Source organism: Thermostichus lividus PCC 6715 (assembly GCF_002754935.1).
Lineage (GTDB): Bacteria > Cyanobacteriota > Cyanobacteriia > Thermosynechococcales > Thermosynechococcaceae > Thermosynechococcus > Thermosynechococcus lividus.
Map to the genome: position 1 here is coordinate 1,024,365 of NZ_CP018092.1, position 18,089 is coordinate 1,042,453.

Genomic DNA, 18,089 nt, shown 5'->3' on the forward strand with positions numbered 1-18,089 from the left:
ATCCTCACCAAAGTTTCAGCCTGCTGCCAAGGTTGAGATCACTTTGGCCAAATCAAGGTCGCGTTGGGTGATACCGCCAGCATCGTGGGTGGTGAGGCTAACAGTGACGCGGTTCCATGAAATGCAAATGTCGGGATGGTGCCCTGCCTGCTCGGACGGTTCCACAAGACGATTGACAAAGGCAATAGAGCCAAGGAAATCTTGAAACCTAAAGGTTTGCTCGAGGCGATCGCCCACCAGAGACCATCCTGGCAGGGAGGCAAGCTGGGCTTCAATTTCGGCGGTAGATAAGCGTTCAGCCATACTTTTTGCACAACTCTATAGACTAATTATTGCGAATTTGCAGCGGAGGGCGGGGGTGCAACCTCCCTGCGGGAGCCACTGCCAACCCAGCAAATGTCCCACCGCACCACCGGCTCATGCTGCGATCGACGACGTTCGCTAGTTCAGGTCGCCAATGCGCCCAAGCTGCAGGAGGTAACGCTAACGCGCCCCAGTAGGCGCCAAATAGGCATCCCAGCAGGGGTAGGGTAGGAACATCTTTGAGCAATTGCTGTGCCAGCATGAGGTTACCGGGGGCGATCGCCAACGCATAGCGCACTTGCATCACTGGCTCTGGGGCTGCCGCCAAGCAATTGACTGGCTTGACTAACGGTTCCGGTCGCCACGCCTGCTCCAAGTATTCATGAAGCAGTGCCTGAATATTGGCCAACGGTGCTGGCACCACAATCAACGGCTGTTGCCATGCAGCCAAAAGATGCGGCAGAGCGGCACACCAATCATCTTGCGCCGGGGCATCCGCCAACCACTGCTGCCTATACTGCTTCACAAGCACGGGGGACTGCTGCTCGAGACCCCACAGCCCGCCTAACAGGGCACCTCTAAACTGCTCGTAAACCCCACCCCTAACCATCGTTGCGCCCCAACACAATCGCTATTTGTTTGATGACCCTTGCTAGGGAGTACTCGCCAAAAGGCTTTACCCCTTCGCCAAAATCCGTTATAGTTGTAAATTGTCGGTAAATTCCACCCCCTATGCAAATAACTGTTGCAACAATCCTACGGCGTGAGCGAGGGCTACAACGATGATTAAACTCCGCCTCAAGCGCTACGGCAAAAAGCGCAATGCCACCTACCGCATTGTAGCCATGAATAGTCGCGATCGCCGCGATGGCCGTGCCCTCGAAGAGCTTGGCTTTTACGATCCCATTCGGGAAGAAGTGCGCCTCAAAGAAGACGCTATTAAACGGCGGTTAGAGCAAGGCGCGCAACCTACAGATACGGTGCGGCGGCTGTTTGTCAAAGCCAATTTACTGCCCCAGACTAAGTCGTAATGAGCGAGTTAGCGTCTGCTCCTAATTACGTGGGGTTGATTCGCTTTTTGCTGGAGCCGTTTATGGAAGCCCCAGACACCCTGCGCATCCATGCTGAGTTTTCACCAGCGACGTCCCGAATTTGGATTCGCTTGGCCTTTGCGGGTGAGGATAAAGGGCGCGTTTATGGTCGTGGAGGGCGTAATTTGCAGGCGATTCGCGCCGTGCTGAAGGCCGCTGCTCAGGCTACGGGTCAGCAGATTTACTTAGATGTTTATGGCGATCACAAAAGTGAGCCTAAAATAAATAATCATGAGGGCGATCGCCGTGGGCGACCCCATCGTCGTTCTTATCCATCATCAAGGAGGCAAAGTTAGCGCGTGTCTGAAGTGCGTTTAGGTGAAAACGAATCCATCGAGTCGGCTCTACGGCGGTTTAAGAAAAAAATTCAAAAGGCGGGTATTTTATCGGAAGTAAAGCGGCGTGAACGTTACGAAAAACCCAGCTTGCGCCGCAAACGCAAACAGGAGGCTGCTCGTAAGCGCAATCGCTAAGCCCTATTGCCAGTGTTGCCATGAGCGACAGCTTAACAATTGATCTCCACAGCACCGAAAGTGCGATCGCCCTTGTCGGGGAGCAAGAAGCCAACCTACGCATCTTTGCTGCGCAAACAGGGGCGACGCTTGTTTTGCGAGGCCGTGATCTTTACATCACTGGTACCACTGCTCAGGTGCAACTGTGTCAGCAACTCATCCACGACCTAGGCACTCTTTGGCGTGAAGGCAAAACCGTTTCGGGTGTCGATATTCTCACCGTACGTCATGCCTACGATACCCATCAGCGGGAAGCTCTGCGAGAACTCCAACAAGACATATTAGCGCGAACCCGGCGTGGTGACGTTATCCGTGCCAAAACCTTTCGCCAGCGTCAATACATTCAGGCAATTCGCCACCACACCCTCACCTTTGGGATTGGACCTGCGGGAACCGGCAAAACCTTTTTGGCCACCGTGCTTGCCGTTCAAGCCCTACTGGCCGGTACCTACGAACGCCTTATTTTGACCCGTCCAGCGGTGGAAGCGGGTGAGCGGCTGGGGTTTTTGCCGGGGGATTTGCAACAAAAAATTGACCCCTACCTGCGGCCGTTGTACGATGCCCTCTACGAACTGGTAGAACCCGATAAAATTAGTCATCTGATGGAGCGAGGGGTCATTGAGGTGGCACCATTGGCCTATATGCGGGGGCGAACCCTCAATAACGCCTTTGTGATCTTAGATGAGGCGCAAAACACTACCCCCGCCCAAATGAAAATGGTACTGACCCGCATCGGGTTTAATTCCTGTCTGGTTGTGACGGGGGACTTGACCCAAACTGACTTACCAGAGCACCAAACCTCAGGGTTAAGTGTTGCTGCCAGTATCCTCAAGGACGTGGAAGGGATTGCCTTTTGCTATCTCACCAAGGGGGATGTGATTCGGCATCCTCTTGTTGAACGAATTATTGATGCCTACGATCGCCACGAGCAGGCGCAGGAGACCCCCAAAAGCCAGCGCCAGCGATCGCGCAAATGATTACTACGGTATCGCGCTTAAGTCCACTGGTACAGCTAGCGCCTAGCCTCGCGGCGGGGTTGCAGCAGTTGTTGACACTCCCACCGACTAAAGTCGGGGGATTCTTACGTAGTCCACAAACGAACTCGTAAAGGCGTGAGCAAACCGCCCCTACACAGTTCCTAGAGGCAAAGCCCCAAGGTTCTGCTTACTTGTAGCAACTGTTGCCGATTGGGTTTTTCACCAAGGATGGCGACCAAGTATAGTTTAGCACAGAGCGACTAAAGTCGCTTGCGGGCTTTTCCACCCCGTACTTTAGTGCGGGGCTACCAAGCTATCCCTCTGTGTTGGATTCTGGTGAACGACCGCTTACTTTACCGATCTCACACTAGGAGAATACACGATGGTTGGTTTTATGGGTCGCCTGGGGCTCGAACCCAGGACCAATCGGTTAAAAGCCGAGTGCTCTACCACTGAGCTAGCGACCCATGGTGCTTCACAGCTTTTCTAGCATAGCGGAAAGCAGGCACATATGCAATGGGTTAGTCGTGGGAGGGCTGAACCCAACGTTGCCATAGAATCTGTACACTCAGAGCCACCAAACCCACGCCAATGATGCTAAAGACGCCGGTGCCAAGGGTGCACAGACCCACAACAAGAGTACGAACCGCAACCGTTAAGCTGTAGATCAGTTGATTGTGGGTGCTAACGGCATGGCTGGCAAAGCTATAGGCGATCGCCCCCGTTAAGCGGTAGAGTAACAGCCCAAGCGTGCCTGCAATACAAGCACCCGTGAGGCAACGCACAGGAGTGGCGGAAGGGGCAGTCATAGGCTGATCCACTGTTGAAAAGGCTATGCTTCTAGAATACGGTAGCCAATGTCGCGGCGATAGTAGGCATCGGCAAAGTGAATGGCGGCAACCCCAGCATAAGCTTTGGCTTTGGCAGTGGCAAAATCTTCGGCCAAGGCAGTCACATTAAGAACCCGTCCCCCATGGGTCAGCCATTGCCCCTCCTGCCAGCGCGTTCCCGCATGAAAGACCTGTACCCCCTGAGCCAGAGCTGTGGGAATCCCCTCAATGACATCCCCTTTACGATAGGTCCCCGGATAGCCACCGGCAGCCATCACCACGGACAGCGCTACCTCCTTGCGCCAACGCAACGCCCCCAGAGAGTCTAGGCGACCTTCAACACAGGCGAGAAGAATCTCTAATAGCGGGGTCTCTAGCAACGGCAGCACCGCTTGGGTTTCTGGATCCCCAAAGCGACAGTTAAACTCAACCACGTAGGGTTGCAGGTCGGGGGTGATCATCAGTCCGGCATAGAGTACGCCGCAGTAGTGAATTCCCCGCGCTTGCAGAGCCGCTAGGGCAGGTTCCAGAATTTGGGCTTGAATGCGCTGCATCAACTCTGGCGTGACCCACGGCACTGGGGCATAGACCCCCATCCCCCCTGTATTGGCACCGGTATCCCCTTCACCAATGCGTTTGTGGTCTTGAGCCGGCAACAGTGGCACAATGGTTCGCCCATCGGTGAGCGCCAGCACCGACACCTCTTGACCCTCTAGGACAGACTCAATCACTACTTGGTTGCCTGCTGCCCCAAATTCCCCCCCAAAGGCGCGCTCCAGAGCAGCGATCGCCTCCGCTTCTGTGGTGGCAACCGTCACCCCCTTGCCCGCTGCTAAGCCATCGGCCTTGATCACGATGGGTGCCCCTTGAGACTGCACGTAGGCCACAGCATCCCCATAGGTTGTAAACACCGCTGCTGTCGCAGTAGGAATATTGGCCTCCTGCATCAGCGCTTTTGCCCACGCCTTACTGGCTTCGATTTGGGCCCCCGCACGACTGGGGCCAAACACTGGAATGTTCAACGCATGGAGGGCATCTGCCAACCCTGCTGCTAGGGGAGCCTCCGGTCCTATCACGACTAAATCTACCTGCTGCGCTTGGGCAAACTGACGAATCCCCTCTAGGTCGGTGGCCTCAATGGCAACGTTTTGGCAGCGATCGCAGCACGCCGTGCCGCCATTGCCCGGCAGGCAAAAGATATGGCTCACGCTGGCAGACTCTAACAACTTCCAAGCAATAGCGTGCTCTCTGCCGCCACTGCCGACAACAATCACCTTCACAGGTTGCTCCTATCCTCTTGGTTTTTTAACGTTGTACTCTTCATGGGACAACACACTGCGGGGCTCGATGCGATCGCCCACATCATGGCAGATCAGGCGATAGTCATAGGTGAGGGGAATGCTGATGACACTGCGGTCGTGGTTGAGGCGCTTCCCCTTAAACTGGCGATAGTCTGTGCCAGCGACCAGTTCAGCAATGACTTGGCGGGCTTTGAGGACAATCGTTTTGGGTAACCCCTGCAAATCAATCAGATCGTCGGCAAAGGTTGCCTGCCACTGCTGCCGCTCGAGCCGAGCTTGTTCCCGTTCCGTTGCTTCTCGAGCTTTGGCATCCTGTAACTGGGCACAGCGATGACAGACTTGACCATAGCCTTGATGGCCGCAGGGAAATTGTTTACGACGACGCGGCATAGTGACTCCCGGAAAGCATAAGCAGGGCAGAGAGTTCATGCCCCCTTACCCTGCTTGTAGGTTTATTTTCTGGCTAAAGGTGGGTCGTGACAACTATCCCCCTTAAGCCAGCAATGCCTCAGCTTTGGCAACCACGTTATCGACCGTAAAGCCAAATTTCTCCATGAGCACCCCACCGGGGGCTGAGGCACCAAACCGATCAATACTCAGGGTGGCATCAGCATAGCGACACCAACCAAAGCTAGCCCCGGCCTCAACGGCTAAGCGCTTCACCCCTGCAGGTAAGACACTTGCTTGGTACTCGCTGGATTGCTCGGCAAAGAGTTCCCACGACGGCATCGAAACCACCCGCACCTTTTTGCCGCTAGCCGTGAGGGTTTCAGCCGCTTTGACACAGAGGGAAACTTCAGAGCCAGTGCCAATCAAGATCAGATCGGGGGTGCCATCACAGTCCACGATGGTGTAGGCACCTTTGGCAACATTGGCTGCGGAACTACCAGCCAAATTGGGGAGGTTCTGCCGAGTTAAGGCTAAAAGCGTCGGCTGCTTGCGCCGTTGTACCGCCACTTGGTAGGCGCCGGAGGTCTCATTGCCGTCAGCAGGACGAATCACAAGCAGGTTGGGGATAGCCCGCAGCGAGGCGAGGGTTTCGACAGGCTGGTGGGTTGGGCCGTCTTCGCCAAGGGCGATGGAGTCGTGGGTCATGACGTAGATCACCCCGGCTTGAGACAGTGCCGAGAGCCGCAGCGCTGGCCGCAGGTAGTCGGCAAATACTAAAAAGGTAGCGCAGTAGGGAATCAACCCTGATTTATGGAGGGCAATGCCGTTACAGATGGCAGCCATGCCATGCTCGCGCACCCCAAAACGGATGTTACGGTTTTGGTACTGCCCTTTTTGAAAGTCACCGGAGCATTTGAGTTCGGTGAGATTGGAGTGGGTCAAGTCCGCTGAGCCACCAATCAATTCCGGCAGGTTGGGGGCGATCGCGTTTAAGCAGATCTCTGAATGCTTACGGGTGGCAACGGCTTTATCCTCTGGGGTGTAGTGGGGCAGGTTCGCATCCCAGTTGGCGGGTAAGTCCCCCCGCAGGAGTCGTTCAAACTCCGCTGCTTCCGCAGGATACTTTTGGCGGTAGGTGGCTAGGGTTTCGTTCCACTCGGCTTCTGCACGTGCGCCGCGCTCAATGGCTTTGCGGAACTGCGCTAAAACATCGTCCGGCACTACAAAGGGATCGTAATTCCAGCCTAAGTTTTCGCGGGTTAACTTGACTTCATCCACCCCAAGGGCAGCGCCGTGCACCCCAGCGGTATTGGCTTTGTTAGGAGACCCGTAGCCAATGGTGGTCGTCACTTTAATGAGGGAGGGCTTGTCGGTAACCGCTTTGGCGGCTGCAATGGCGTGGGCGATCGCCGCGAGATCGGTATTGCCATTGGTGACGTGCTGAACGTGCCAGCCGTAGGCTTCAAAGCGTTTACAGACATCTTCGGTAAAGGCAATGTCTGTGGAGCCATCGATGGAAATGTGGTTGTCATCGTACAGGGCAATGAGCTTTCCTAAGCCCCAGTGCCCCGCCAAGGAGCAGGCTTCGCCAGAAACCCCCTCCATGTTACAGCCATCGCCAAGGATGACATAGGTATAGTGATCGACCAGTTGAACATCGGGCTTATTAAACCGCGCGGCTAAGTGTGCCTCGGCCACCGCGAGACCCACAGCGTTACAAATCCCCTGCCCCAAGGGGCCGGTGGTGACTTCAACCCCTGGGGTCTCAAAATTTTCAGGGTGACCAGGGGTGCGGGAGCCCCACTGCCGGAACTGTTTAATATCCTCAATGGTGACGCTATCGTACCCCGTCAGGTAAAGCATGGCGTACTGCAACATACAGCCGTGACCTGCCGAGAGGACAAAGCGATCGCGGTTGAACCATTGCGGGTTTTTGGGGTTGTACCGCATAAATTGGTTCCAGAGGACGTAGGCCATGGGAGCGGCTCCCATGGGTAAGCCTGGGTGGCCAGAGTTGGCTTTTTGCACAGCATCGATCGCCAAGAATCGAATCGCATTAATGCAGAGGTCATCAAGGGATTGAGTTACAGCAGGCATTACTTTCTCTCTCTATAGAATTGGGTGTGCAGCGAACAGTTAAAGGTTGGGGACAAATTTGCGAAACGCTAGGGTCACATTGTGACCGCCAAAGCCAAAGGAATTGGAAAGGGCAACCACCACCGGACAGGCACGACTGTGATGGGGAACGTAGTCCAGATCACAGGCTGGATCCGGCTGCTCCAAGTTAATTGTAGGGGGATGCGGTCATGGGCAACCGCCATCACCGTGGCGATCGCCTCGATGCCACCAGACCCTCCCAGTAAATGCCCCGTCATCGACTTGGTGGAGCTAATGGGAACGCGGCGGGCATTCTCTTCGCCAAGGGCACGCTTAATCGCCGCCGTCTCGGTACTGTCATTGGCAGGGGTACTGGTGCCGTGGGCATTGATGTAGCTCACCTGATCAGGGGCAATACCGCCATCTTTGAGACAGCCTTCAATGGCACGGGCTGCCCCTTCGCCCCCGGGGGAAGGAGCCGTCATGTGGTAAGCATCACAGGTTAGGCCATAGCCGACCATTTCGGCATAGATGCGCGCCCCCCGGGCAAGGGCAAATTCTAGCTCTTCCAAAATTAAAATGCCCGCCCCTTCACCAAGGACAAAGCCATCTCGGTTCTTATCAAAGGGACGACTGGCATGGTGGGGGTCATCATTGCGGGTGGAGAGGGCACGGGCTGCCGCAAACCCAGCAACAGACAGGGGAGTGATTGCCGCTTCCGTGCCACCGCAGATCATCGCCTTGGCATAGCCGTGTTGAACGAGCCGAAAGGCATCGCCAATGGCATTGGAGCCTGCGGCGCAGGCGGTGACCGAGCAGGAGTTGGGGCCTTTGGCACCGGTATGAATTGCCGTTAGGCCTGCAGCCATGTTAGCAATCATCATCGGAATCATGAAGGGGCTACAGCGATCCGGCCCCTTACTGAGATAGATTTCCTGCTGATCTTCCATAACCCGCAGACCCCCCACCCCCGTGCCAATAATGATGCCAACGTCCGTGGCATTGCTCTCATCAATGGTGAGTTGGGCATCGGCAAGGGCTTGTTTACTGGCGGCGACCCCAAACTGGGCAAACCGATCCATGCGCTTGGCATCCTTGCGATCCATATAGAGGGTGGGGTCAAAGCCACGAACCTCACCCGCAATGCGGCAATCATGACGACTGGCATCAAAGAGGCTAATCGTGTCAATGCCGCTACGACCGGCCATTAGCCCGTCCCAATACTCTGCCAAGGTGTTGCCAAGGGGGGTAATGGCACCCATGCCGGTGACAACCACCCGTTTTTGGTGAGCCTTCGTCATTGGTCTTACGCAGCTGCCTTATTGGTGATAAAGTCTAGGACATCTTGAACAGTTTTCAACTTTTCTGCTTCTTCGTCAGGAATTTCGATATTAAAGGCTTCTTCTAGAGCCATGATCAGCTCCACGGAGTCGAGGGAGTCGGCGTTCAAGTCATCTGCAAAGCTTGCTTCGGGCACGACTTTTTCAGCATCAACACTGAGTTGATCGGCAACAATGGTTTTTACTTTTTCGAAAATTTCAGAGTCAGTCATAGATGCCTGTGAATTTCAAATGGATGGACGAATGAATGATGATGCGGGCGATCGCCATTCCTCAAATCTAGGATGTTTTGTGCCCAGAATCAACGCGCCATAATTATAGGACACATTGGGGGTACAGCCCACAAGGTCGTGGCAGGGGAGTCTGGCTATGGTAAGCTACATCTTGGGTATCATGGCTTTTTGAGTGCTTTTGCCGCCCCCATCGCTACAGTTGATGTTTGTTGTTGCTACCCGCTATTGAGTTACCGATGCATTTTACAATCGCCAGTCTGCTCGCTAATTTTACTGAAGATAAGTTTGTTGCCCCGAAAGCCCTTGAAAAAAAACTGGGGTGTGAGGATGAACAGAGCCAACGGGAATTAGAAATTGCCCTCGATGCCCTTGAGCGCATTGGTCTGCTCACGAAGGAGCGGGGAAAGTATCGCCGCAACTACGAGGAAGGTCTCATTGAAGGGCGACTGCGCTGCTCCAGTAAGGGCTTTTGCTTTGCCATTCAGGATACCGAAGGGGCAGAGGATATTTTCGTTCGTGAAAATCAACTCAGTACGGCGTGGAATGGCGATCGCGTGCTGGTGCGGGTCACGCGGGAAGGGCGCCGCAAAAAATCCCCCGAAGGAGAGGTCAAACTCATTCTAGAGCGCGGCAACCCGTCAGTGATTGCCCGGGTCAAGCAAACCGAGCATGGTTTCCGTGCTACCCCCCTTGACGATCGCCTCCTGTTTGAAATTGCCCTTGAACCCAATGAACTGGTGTCCGATCTCTCGCAGGTGGTGGATCAGCTGGTGCACGTCAACATTCGCCGCTATCCCTTGGGGGGGTATTTACCCGTAGGTGAAATTGCTCAAATTCTGGGGACTGATGCCCAGTCAGCACCGGTGCTGGATCTAATCTGTTGTAAGCACAACCTTGTGCGGCAGTTTAGTCCGGCACTGCGATCGGCGGCCACCGCCTTGAACCAGCACCTTCAAGCCATGGAGTTTGAGCAGCGGCAGGATTTACGGGAGTTAGTCACCATCACCCTAGTGGCTCCCGGCCAAGAACCCCAAGTGGCCTTTTCCCTCGATGCCCTGGATCAGGATCTATGGCAGCTTGGCGTTCATATTGCCGATGTCGGTGGCTTGCTGCCGGTGGATGACCCATTAGATCGGGCGGCACGGCGACAGGGGATAACCCTAGCCACACCAGAACTTAGCGTGCCTTTGTTGCCCCCCGAGTTAACCCTGCTGCGGCTTCTACCTGGGGGCGATCGCGCCGCGATTTCCCTGCTGATCCACCTCACCAGTACAGGGGAGGTGCAATCCTACACCATTCACCGCAGCCGCATTAGCGTAGATGCCTGTGTTGACAGTGAGCAGGTGGTTGCTACCCTAGAGCGGGGGGATAGCTCCGGAGATTGGTTGCGATCGCTCCTGCGGTTGGCCACTGCCGTGAGCCAGCGGCGACAGCAGCGGGGCAGTATCGAGATCACCCCTGCCGTGAGCTTAAACCTCGCCTACGCCGATGAAGGCTTAGCCACTGCCATTCCCCTACCGATGCTGGCACCTTGGACAAGTTTAGTGGTGCTGGCTAATGAGCTCCTCGGCAAACACTTGGCAACCCTTAGTGTTCCTGCCCTGTACCGCAGCCAGCAAGTACCGGAACTGTACGCCGTGCAGGACTTTCTGAAGCTGTGCCAAAACCTCAATTTACCCCTCAGTCTTGGAGACAGCTCCAGTGTGGCACCTCAGGATTTTCAGCGCTTCCTTGAGCAGTTAGCCACCTCCGAGCTGGCAACTGTGCTCCAAGAGCTATTGCTCGATACCCTTAAGCCCGCCACTACCTCAGGTACTCTCTCGCCCCACTTTAGTTTGGCGCTTGGCTCTGGCTATGCTCACTTTTGCTCACCGTTACAGCGCTACAGCGACATTGTCAACCAGCGGATTTTACATACCCTGCTCACCAAAGGGCGCGATCGCCGCGGCCCCCGTGCCAAGGAGCGGGTGAACCTCGGCCACTCGAGCTGCCTAGAGCAGGTCACTTGGAATGTCTTAACCACAGATGTACAGCGGGAACTGGAAGCCCTCTTAAAAGAAATTGTGGCTCATTTACAGGAGCGGGAGCGACAAACCCAGAGTGCTTGGAAAGACCTCGTAGGGCTGCAACGGGTGCGCCAAGTGCAAGCCTGTATGGGAGAGGTGCGCCCCGGCATTATCACTGGTGTTCAATCCTATGGTTTTTTTGTCGAGCTAATTGAGTTCAACGTCGAAGGCCTAGTGCACGTTAGCTCCCTCAAGGATGACTGGTACGAATATCGCGCCCACGCCCAGACCCTAACAGGACGGCGCAACCGCCTGCGTTACCGCTTAGGCGATCGGGTTGACGTACTCATCAAAAATGTCGATTCCTATCGGCAGCAAGTGGACTTAACGGTGATGAGTGGCGGCTCCCAAGCCACTGACGAGGATCTAGCAGGGGGGGCTGACCCCATCCAGACCAATACCCCCTGGTTGAGGATGACCAGCGTGCTTAGCTATGAACACTCCCAGTACAACGGTTTCACTCCATGACTTTGGTAATTTCCTGCGGGATATTTGGTATTTTGGCCTGCCATCGGCAGACCTAAAGCCAAAGCAGTTCAAAGCAAAGGTCATTCTCGGTGAGCCCATCCTCTTTGGCCGTACTAGTGACGGCACCCCCTTTGCCCTGCGCAACCTGTGCCCCCATCGGGGGATTCCGCTGCACTACGGGCACTTTGAAGGCGACGAAGTCATCTGCCCGTACCACGGCTGGCGGTTTAATCGCCATGGCCAGTGCACCCTGATTCCCTCCCTCACTAGTGACAGTGACGTTGACCCCAAGCAGTTTGGTGTCCTGAGTTATCCAGTACGGGAAGCGCAAGGGAATCTCTGGATTTATATGCCAGCCAAGGATCGGCAAGCCCCTGAACCAGCTTTGGAGGTGCCCCTTGTGCCGGGCTTCAGTGCCACAACCCAACCCCAAGCCGTACAAAAATTCATTTTTCCGGGGCATTTAGACCAAGTCTTTATTAACTTTATGGATCCGGCTCACGCACCCTTTGTCCATGGCGCGTGGTGGTGGCGTACCCGTGGGAAACTGTTTGAAAAAGCTAAAACCTTTGATCCGTCTCCCTACGGGTTTACCATGCGTCGGCATCCCCTGCTGCGTAAATCTTGGGCACACCATATCCTAGGCGGCCACCCGGAGGTGGAAATTATCTATCGCTTACCGGGAATTCGTATTGAAACCAACTACACCGATCGCCACACCTTTTGTTTTTTAATTACCCTCACCCCTATTAACGAACACCAGACTGAGCTGACCAGCATATTTTACTGGACCTTTCCGTGGTTGGCTCCCCTTAAGCCCCTGCTGGCTCCCTTTGCGCGCGAATTTATTAACCAAGACCTGCGCATTGTAGCCAAACAAAGTGAGGGGCTAGCCTACAACCCGCCCCTAACCCTGATCAAAGAGGCCGATAACCAAGCAAAGTGGTACTACCAAATTAAGCGAGAGTATGCCAAGGCCATCCAAGAGGGGCGGGAGTTTGTCAATCCTATGAAAACCCAAGTGTTGCGCTGGCGCTAGGGCTGCTGCGCTAACCACCGCTGGTAGAGATCTGGGCGACGCTGCCGGGTTCGCTCAATTTGCTGGGCTTTGCGCCATTTGGCAATGTTCTCGTGGTGCCCCGAAAGCAGCACCGACGGCACCGGCCACCCCCGAAACTCTGCCGGTCGGGTGTAGTGGGGGTAGTCGAGCAAGCCGTCCTCAAAACTCTCCTGTTGCAGGGACGCGGCTTTGCCCACCGTGCCCGGCAAGAGGCGCAGCACACCGTTGAGGATGGTTAGTGCCGGAATTTCGCCACAGGTGAGGACAAAATCACCAATAGAAATTTCTTGGGTCACCAAATGCTCGACAACCCGCTCATCCACCCCTTCGTAATGGCCACAGAGAATGACCAGTTGATCGCGGTGTTTGGCCCATTCCCACAGATGCTGTTGGCGAAGGGGCTCACCTTGGGGGGTAACGTAAATAATCTCCCGTCGCGGTAAGACGGGGAGGGACTCCACCGCAGCAAATAGGGGCGCGGGCTTCATCACCATACCGACACCACCGCCGTAGGGTTCATCGTCAACGGTATGGTGTCGATCCTCCGTAAAGTCACGGGGATTGGTCAGCACCACTGAAGCAATCCCCCGATCCAAGGCTTTGGCCATCAGACCGGTCTTGAGGGGGGTGCTAAAGAATTCTGGAAACAGGGTGATAATGTCAAACCGCATGGCTTATATTGATATTGATGTGGGCGGCTAAAACCCCTCCGCTTTAGCGAGGGGATACAGCCAACTCAGGGGGCTTTAGCCCTCTCTATGTGTTAACCTAAAAACGTGGAAAGTAGGCGTATCAACTACGCGAAGAGACATCCTAGTACGGAGAAATCCCGGCAAGTAAGTCACTACCGCTTTGGCGGCAAGCCTAAACCACTGCAAGCAATGGCAGGATGTTGAGCGTATCGAATTGGCTAGTGTTGAAAAGCGCGAAACCACGAACCGAAACATAAACGTAGTCCCAATAGCAGAAATGCTTGAGGTGAGTAGGGGGTCTTTGACTGCCCCCACCCGCATTAAGTTGTGGGTGACAGCTCAAGGGAAAAGCGAAGCAACGCGGCTTCAGCCCGTTGCGTAGCATCCTTTGGGAATCCCCTCTCTTTCAAAGAGGGGAGAAGTCAAGGCCGACACAGGGATGCTAGTTGACCGTAGTAGGCAAGGGCACGCTGCTGGCTGAGGGCGCACAGTTGCTGTTGTTGCCAAAGGTGTTGCTCCTGCTGGGAGGGGCGCGGGAGGTGTACCCCAAACAGTTGGTTGATCAGGGGGGTGCGATCGCGCCGTAGCCGCACAACCGCATAGTTGTCGTCAATCTGGGCGGCACGGGCAAGGGCGGTGATCACCTGAGGGCGACTGAGGGTGCCATCAATCAGGCGATATTGCTGCGCCTGAGCATTGCTAAACACCATGGCGCCCATTTGGTTGCGGATGACGCTGGGATCGATGCCGCGCGCCTTGGCGACATGGCTCACAAAGGTGCTGTACTCCTGCTCTAGTCCCGCTTGGAAGACCTGAATTTCTGCTGGCGTGAGGCGGCGGAAGGGATTGCCAAAGTCTTTACCCCGCCCGGCACTGAGGGTGCGCTCTTCAATGGCGTTGGCGGTCACTCCCCCCTGAAATAGGCCGCTATCTAGGCTCGTGGGGCGATCGTAAAAGAGCACACTTGGGCCAATAATGCCGATACTGCCGATGAGGCTGCCATGGTCAGCATAGATTTTATCAGCAGCCACCATTGCCCAAACGCCTCCGGAGGCCGAAATACCTTCAACAAAAGCATAGACGGGTCTTTGGGTGGCTTTACGATAGGCGTTGATGCCGTCGGCGATCGCCTGAGAGCCAAAGATCGTGCCTCCTGGGGTGGCAATATTCAGTAAAATGGCCTTTACACTCTCGTCTTCGGCGGCTGCCTCAAGCTGCTGCTGCACTTGGTAGCCGTAGGTTACACCAACAATGGAGGAAAATAGAGTGTCTTCTTCGGTTTGAGGACTCCCTAAAATTGGGCCAACAATATCAATGGTGAGGATACGGTTGCGGCTGGTTTCTTTGCCACTGACGTGCTGGTAGGGGCTGTCTTGGTTCGCTGGCGCCATTAAGACTCCCAGAATCGCAAGGAAGAGAGTGGCACTCATGCCAACAATCCCTAGGGTCAGGAAAAAGACAAGGGTGCCAAAAAAAATCATGCCGCAGCGATGTGCAACAGCAGGCCAAAATGGAGGCAGAGAACGAGTCATGAATACGAAGGGAGTGTGGTTCGGTATAATCTGTACAGTTTTTTGTCTAACGTTCTCCCCATTTTAGCGGTGCATTGCGTTCTTCTGGGTCTTATCCGTGCTCTTGATCCTCACATTGGCCACTCCTTATGGGGCTACTGTGGCTGTGAATGCTTGATCACGTTTGTGAGGTAGGTATTAATTCGTTGATGAAACCGTCCATGACTGCTGAGCAGTACTTAAACCACCCTACGTTTGGGCTGTTGTATGGCGTTTGTCCTGTGGAGGAGAATCGGGAACTGTTTACCACCCTCTACGCCCAGCGGCTGTTCTTTATTGTCACGCTGCGTCCGGAGGGGATGGAATTTGAGTCTATTAGTCGCACGGATGCGCGCCTGTTGATTGAACAGCGGTTGCGATCGCTGCGGCGGCTAGGGAAACAGGCGGAGTATGCCGCGCTGCAAAGCGTTCATCGCCAAACGTTTTTATAGGCCACGGGGGCAAATTCGCTAGACTGGGGCTAGGATCCAGGGAGAGACAATGAGCTACGACTACGACTTATTTGTCATTGGCGCGGGTTCCGGCGGCTTGGCAGCGTCTAAGCGGGCAGCCTCCTATGGGGCACGGGTGGCGATCGCCGAGGGAGATAAAGTGGGTGGCACCTGTGTGATTCGCGGGTGTGTGCCCAAAAAACTATTGGTCTATGCGTCTAAGTTCAGTCAGCTGTTTACAGATGCAGCGGGCTATGGCTGGCGCGCTGTCACGCCAAAGCTGGATTGGGAACGCTTAATTCGCGCGGTGGACAACGAGGTAAACCGCCTGAGCCAGTTGCATATTAGCTATTTAGCTAAGGCTGGGGTAGAACTCCTCCCCTTTTTTGCCCGGTTTGTCGATCCCCATACCCTTGAATTGGTCGATCGCAACGGCCAGGTGCAACGGCGAGTGACGGCTGCCAAAATTCTCATTGCCGTAGGCGGCGAGGCGATTAAACCGAACCTGCCCGGCATCGAGCACAGTATTACCTCCCGGGAGATGTTTCTGCTGCCGAAGCAACCGAAGCGGTTAGCGGTATTGGGAGGGGGCTATATCAGTGTTGAGTTTGCGGGCATCATGCGGGGGCTGGGCAGCGAAGTCATTCATTTTCTGCGGGGCGATCGCCCCCTGCGCGGCTTTGATCAAGACATTCAGGATGGGGTATATGAGGGGATGATTCGCCATGGCATTGATGTGCGCCCCCAGTGCCACATTAGCAGCCTGAAGCTCACCAAAAAGGGGAAGATTCGCGTTTGCTACGAGCAGCAGGGACAACCCTACGAAGCCAAAGTAGATGCGGTGCTGTGTGCGGTGGGTCGCGCCCCTAACCTACAGGGACTTGGGTTAGATCAAGCGGGGGTGCACCTGAGCACCAATAGTCAAGGGATTGTTGCTATTGCTGTGGATGAGGCCTATCGCACCAATCAAGACCATATTTTTGCTGTGGGCGACTGTACAAATCGGGTGAACCTCACCCCCGTTGCCATTGCCGAAGGTCGTGCCTTTGCTGATACCCAGTTCGGCAATCTTCCCCGCACCCTTAGCTACGACAATATCCCCTCAGCAGTCTTTTCTCAACCTGAGGCCGCCTCAGTGGGGCTTTCGGAGGCGCAGGCTAAGGCCAAAGTGGGGGCGGAGAATGTCCTAGTGTATCGCGCTGCCTTTCGCCCGATGTACCACAGTCTCACCGGCAAGGAGGCTAAAGTTGTCGTCAAGCTGGTGGTGGAAAAGCAAACGGAGTGGGTGCTGGGGGCGCACATGGTGGGGGATAACGCCGCCGAAATTATTCAGGGGATCGCGATCGCCCTGAAAATGGGTGCCACCAAAAAAGACTTTGATGCCACGATCGGCATTCACCCCTCAACGGCTGAAGAGTTTGTTACCCTGCGCTAGTGGCCACTTGAACCGGTTTGTGCAGTAGCTCTAGAGCCGCAAGGTACTGGGGATCCGCTGTGGTGCCCATGGCCAGCAAACTTTCAGGCGCGTCAAGAACCCGCTGGTTCGGCTCAATCCCCACCTTATTGATGTTGCGGTGGTTAGGGGTTTCGTAGTGGGCAATAGTGACCGCTAAACCAGCGCCATCGGCAAGGCTAAACAGCGACTGAATCGAACCTTTGCCAAAGGTGCGATCGCCCACCAGTTGGGCGCGACCACTATCTTGCAGGGCACCCGCTAAAATTTCACTGGCACTGGCGGTGCCACCGTTCACCAACACCACCAGCGGATCATGGCTGAGGGGAGTCCCCGTGGCATTGAGGCTCTCTGTTATCCCTTGGCGATCCACCGTATAGACAACCACCCCAGGCTCCATCCACAGTTGGGCAATCTCCACGCCTGCCTGTAACAGCCCGCCCGGATTGTTGCGCAAATCGAGAACATACGCCTGTGCTCCCTGCTCTGCTAGGGTTTGTATTGCTTTACGCATCTCGGCGGGTGCCATGGCACTAAACTGCCCTAGGCGAATGTAGCCAACGGCACGACCCTCGACGTGGCGCAATTCTGCCACAACCGGGTTAATTTCGATGTGCCCTCGCTCAAGGGTGATGAGTTGGGGCGGCTGGCTACCATGTTGCACCTGTAACTGCACCCGGGAGCCACTGGCACCGCGCATTTTTTCCGCCGCCTCATCTAGGGTGAGTTGGGAAGTGGGAATACCATCAATGGCAAGGATGCGATCGCGGGGGAGAATGCCTGCTTTGGCCGCTGGTGAGCCATCAATGGGGGCAATGACTTCTAAAATACCTGTAGTAGGATCACTACTAATTTGGAGGCCAACTCCCGTTAGCTCTCCCGCCGTGGTGGTTTGCAAGCTGCGAAATTGCGCCGGGCGCAACAGGCGGGTGAAGGGATCCTCGAGGCTGGCAAGCATGGTTTGAATGGCTTGGTAGGTTGCCTCACGGTTAGGAAGTGGGCGACTGAGGATCTGTTGGCGCACCAGCCACCAGTTTTGACCATTAAAAGAGGTATCAACGTAAGCTTGGTTAACAATGCGCCATGCTTCGTTAACGAGTTTTTGCTCGTCGGTGAGGGCGATCGCCGGTGCCGGGGCAAGCAGCTGCCACCCCAGTAGCAGCAGCCATAGGGTCAATATCAGAACGTTAGCCGAGGTCTGCCAACGAACAGCCATGGGGCATCTCTATGCATTATTTCTTCTCTTTATCTATTCTAGGCATCTCCTAGACTAA

18 protein-coding genes, 1 tRNA gene and 1 pseudogene are annotated in these 18,089 nt (G+C 55.2%); 8 read left to right on the plus strand and 12 right to left on the minus strand.

Going from position 1 to position 18,089, the window contains the following annotated elements; genetic code table 11:
- Positions 1-15: 15 nt before the first annotated feature.
- Positions 16-303: a 4a-hydroxytetrahydrobiopterin dehydratase gene (locus BRW62_RS05145; protein ID WP_099798565.1), complete on the minus strand. Its 288-nt coding sequence runs from the start codon at positions 301-303 to the stop codon at positions 16-18.
- Positions 304-325: 22 nt separating this feature from the next.
- Positions 326-913, minus strand: a complete 588-nt coding sequence (locus BRW62_RS05150; RefSeq protein ID WP_099798566.1) for a hypothetical protein — start codon at positions 911-913, stop codon at positions 326-328.
- A gap of 172 nt (positions 914-1,085) precedes the next feature.
- On the opposite strand from BRW62_RS05150, the gene rpsP reads away from it, so the two are divergent.
- The 4 genes from rpsP to BRW62_RS05170 are packed head-to-tail and all read left to right on the plus strand — an operon-like array spanning position 1,086 to position 2,883.
- Entirely contained in the window at positions 1,086-1,334 is a 249-nt protein-coding gene (gene rpsP, locus BRW62_RS05155; RefSeq protein WP_099798567.1) for a 30S ribosomal protein S16, read from the plus strand.
- Positions 1,334-1,690, plus strand: a complete 357-nt coding sequence (locus BRW62_RS05160; RefSeq protein ID WP_099798568.1) for a KH domain-containing protein — start codon at positions 1,334-1,336, stop codon at positions 1,688-1,690. Before rpsP ends, BRW62_RS05160 begins: the two co-directional genes overlap by 1 nt.
- Before the next feature lie 3 nt (positions 1,691-1,693).
- On the plus strand, positions 1,694-1,867 hold the full coding sequence (gene rpsU, locus BRW62_RS05165) for a 30S ribosomal protein S21 (protein WP_015126245.1): 174 nt from the start codon (positions 1,694-1,696) through the stop codon (positions 1,865-1,867).
- Positions 1,868-1,887: 20 nt separating this feature from the next.
- The gene (locus BRW62_RS05170) at positions 1,888-2,883 is read left to right on the plus strand and encodes a PhoH family protein (RefSeq protein WP_099798569.1); all 996 of its coding nucleotides are present in this window, start codon (positions 1,888-1,890) and stop codon (positions 2,881-2,883) included.
- A gap of 395 nt (positions 2,884-3,278) precedes the next feature.
- Here the strand turns inward: BRW62_RS05170 and BRW62_RS05175 are convergent.
- The 7 genes and pseudogenes from BRW62_RS05175 to acpP all read right to left on the minus strand — a co-directional run bounded on the left by BRW62_RS05175 (position 3,279) and on the right by acpP (position 9,053).
- Positions 3,279-3,350, minus strand: a tRNA-Lys gene (locus tag BRW62_RS05175).
- A gap of 54 nt (positions 3,351-3,404) precedes the next feature.
- Entirely contained in the window at positions 3,405-3,692 is a 288-nt protein-coding gene (locus BRW62_RS05180) for a DUF3082 domain-containing protein (protein ID WP_099798570.1), read from the minus strand.
- Between the two features lie 23 nt (positions 3,693-3,715).
- The gene (purD, locus tag BRW62_RS05185; RefSeq protein ID WP_099798571.1) at positions 3,716-4,993 is read right to left on the minus strand and encodes a phosphoribosylamine--glycine ligase; all 1,278 of its coding nucleotides are present in this window, start codon (positions 4,991-4,993) and stop codon (positions 3,716-3,718) included.
- A gap of 9 nt (positions 4,994-5,002) precedes the next feature.
- On the minus strand, positions 5,003-5,404 hold the full coding sequence (locus BRW62_RS05190) for a DUF7682 family zinc-binding protein (RefSeq protein WP_099799841.1): 402 nt from the start codon (positions 5,402-5,404) through the stop codon (positions 5,003-5,005).
- 102 nt (positions 5,405-5,506) lie between these two features.
- The gene (tkt, locus tag BRW62_RS05195; RefSeq protein WP_099798572.1) at positions 5,507-7,501 is read right to left on the minus strand and encodes a transketolase; all 1,995 of its coding nucleotides are present in this window, start codon (positions 7,499-7,501) and stop codon (positions 5,507-5,509) included.
- 39 nt (positions 7,502-7,540) lie between these two features.
- Positions 7,541-8,802 (minus strand): annotated as a pseudogene (fabF, locus tag BRW62_RS05200) (beta-ketoacyl-ACP synthase II).
- A 5-nt stretch (positions 8,803-8,807) separates the two neighbouring features.
- Positions 8,808-9,053, minus strand: a complete 246-nt coding sequence (gene acpP / locus BRW62_RS05205) for an acyl carrier protein (RefSeq protein WP_099798573.1) — start codon at positions 9,051-9,053, stop codon at positions 8,808-8,810.
- Between the two features lie 257 nt (positions 9,054-9,310).
- Between acpP and BRW62_RS05210 the strand changes: the two genes are divergently transcribed.
- Both BRW62_RS05210 and BRW62_RS05215 read left to right on the plus strand, forming a co-directional pair.
- Positions 9,311-11,608 (plus strand): ribonuclease R family protein, encoded by a 2,298-nt coding sequence (locus tag BRW62_RS05210; protein ID WP_099799842.1) that lies wholly within the window; start codon positions 9,311-9,313, stop codon positions 11,606-11,608.
- Complete coding sequence (locus tag BRW62_RS05215) at positions 11,574-12,647, plus strand: aromatic ring-hydroxylating oxygenase subunit alpha (RefSeq protein WP_099798574.1); 1,074 nt, start codon at positions 11,574-11,576, stop codon at positions 12,645-12,647. Before BRW62_RS05210 ends, BRW62_RS05215 begins: the two co-directional genes overlap by 35 nt.
- Here the strand turns inward: BRW62_RS05215 and trmD are convergent.
- Together trmD and BRW62_RS05225 are read right to left on the minus strand one after the other, a co-directional pair.
- Entirely contained in the window at positions 12,644-13,339 is a 696-nt protein-coding gene (trmD, locus tag BRW62_RS05220; protein ID WP_099798575.1) for a tRNA (guanosine(37)-N1)-methyltransferase TrmD, read from the minus strand. The genes BRW62_RS05215 and trmD overlap by 4 nt on opposite strands.
- Positions 13,340-13,782: 443 nt before the next feature.
- On the minus strand, positions 13,783-14,892 hold the full coding sequence (locus BRW62_RS05225; RefSeq protein WP_099798576.1) for a S49 family peptidase: 1,110 nt from the start codon (positions 14,890-14,892) through the stop codon (positions 13,783-13,785).
- Between the two features lie 200 nt (positions 14,893-15,092).
- Here BRW62_RS05225 and pipX point away from each other — a divergent pair, with 200 nt between their 5' ends.
- Positions 15,093-15,362 carry a transcriptional coactivator PipX gene (pipX, locus tag BRW62_RS05230; RefSeq protein WP_198406226.1) on the plus strand — a complete coding sequence of 90 codons (270 nt, stop codon included), beginning with the start codon at positions 15,093-15,095 and terminating at the stop codon, positions 15,360-15,362.
- Positions 15,363-15,411: 49 nt separating this feature from the next.
- On the plus strand, positions 15,412-16,797 hold the full coding sequence (gene gor, locus BRW62_RS05235) for a glutathione-disulfide reductase (protein WP_099798577.1): 1,386 nt from the start codon (positions 15,412-15,414) through the stop codon (positions 16,795-16,797).
- Here the strand turns inward: gor and BRW62_RS05240 are convergent.
- Positions 16,784-18,031, minus strand: a complete 1,248-nt coding sequence (locus tag BRW62_RS05240; protein ID WP_099798578.1) for a S41 family peptidase — start codon at positions 18,029-18,031, stop codon at positions 16,784-16,786. The genes gor and BRW62_RS05240 overlap by 14 nt on opposite strands.
- Positions 18,032-18,089: the final 58 nt, after the last annotated feature.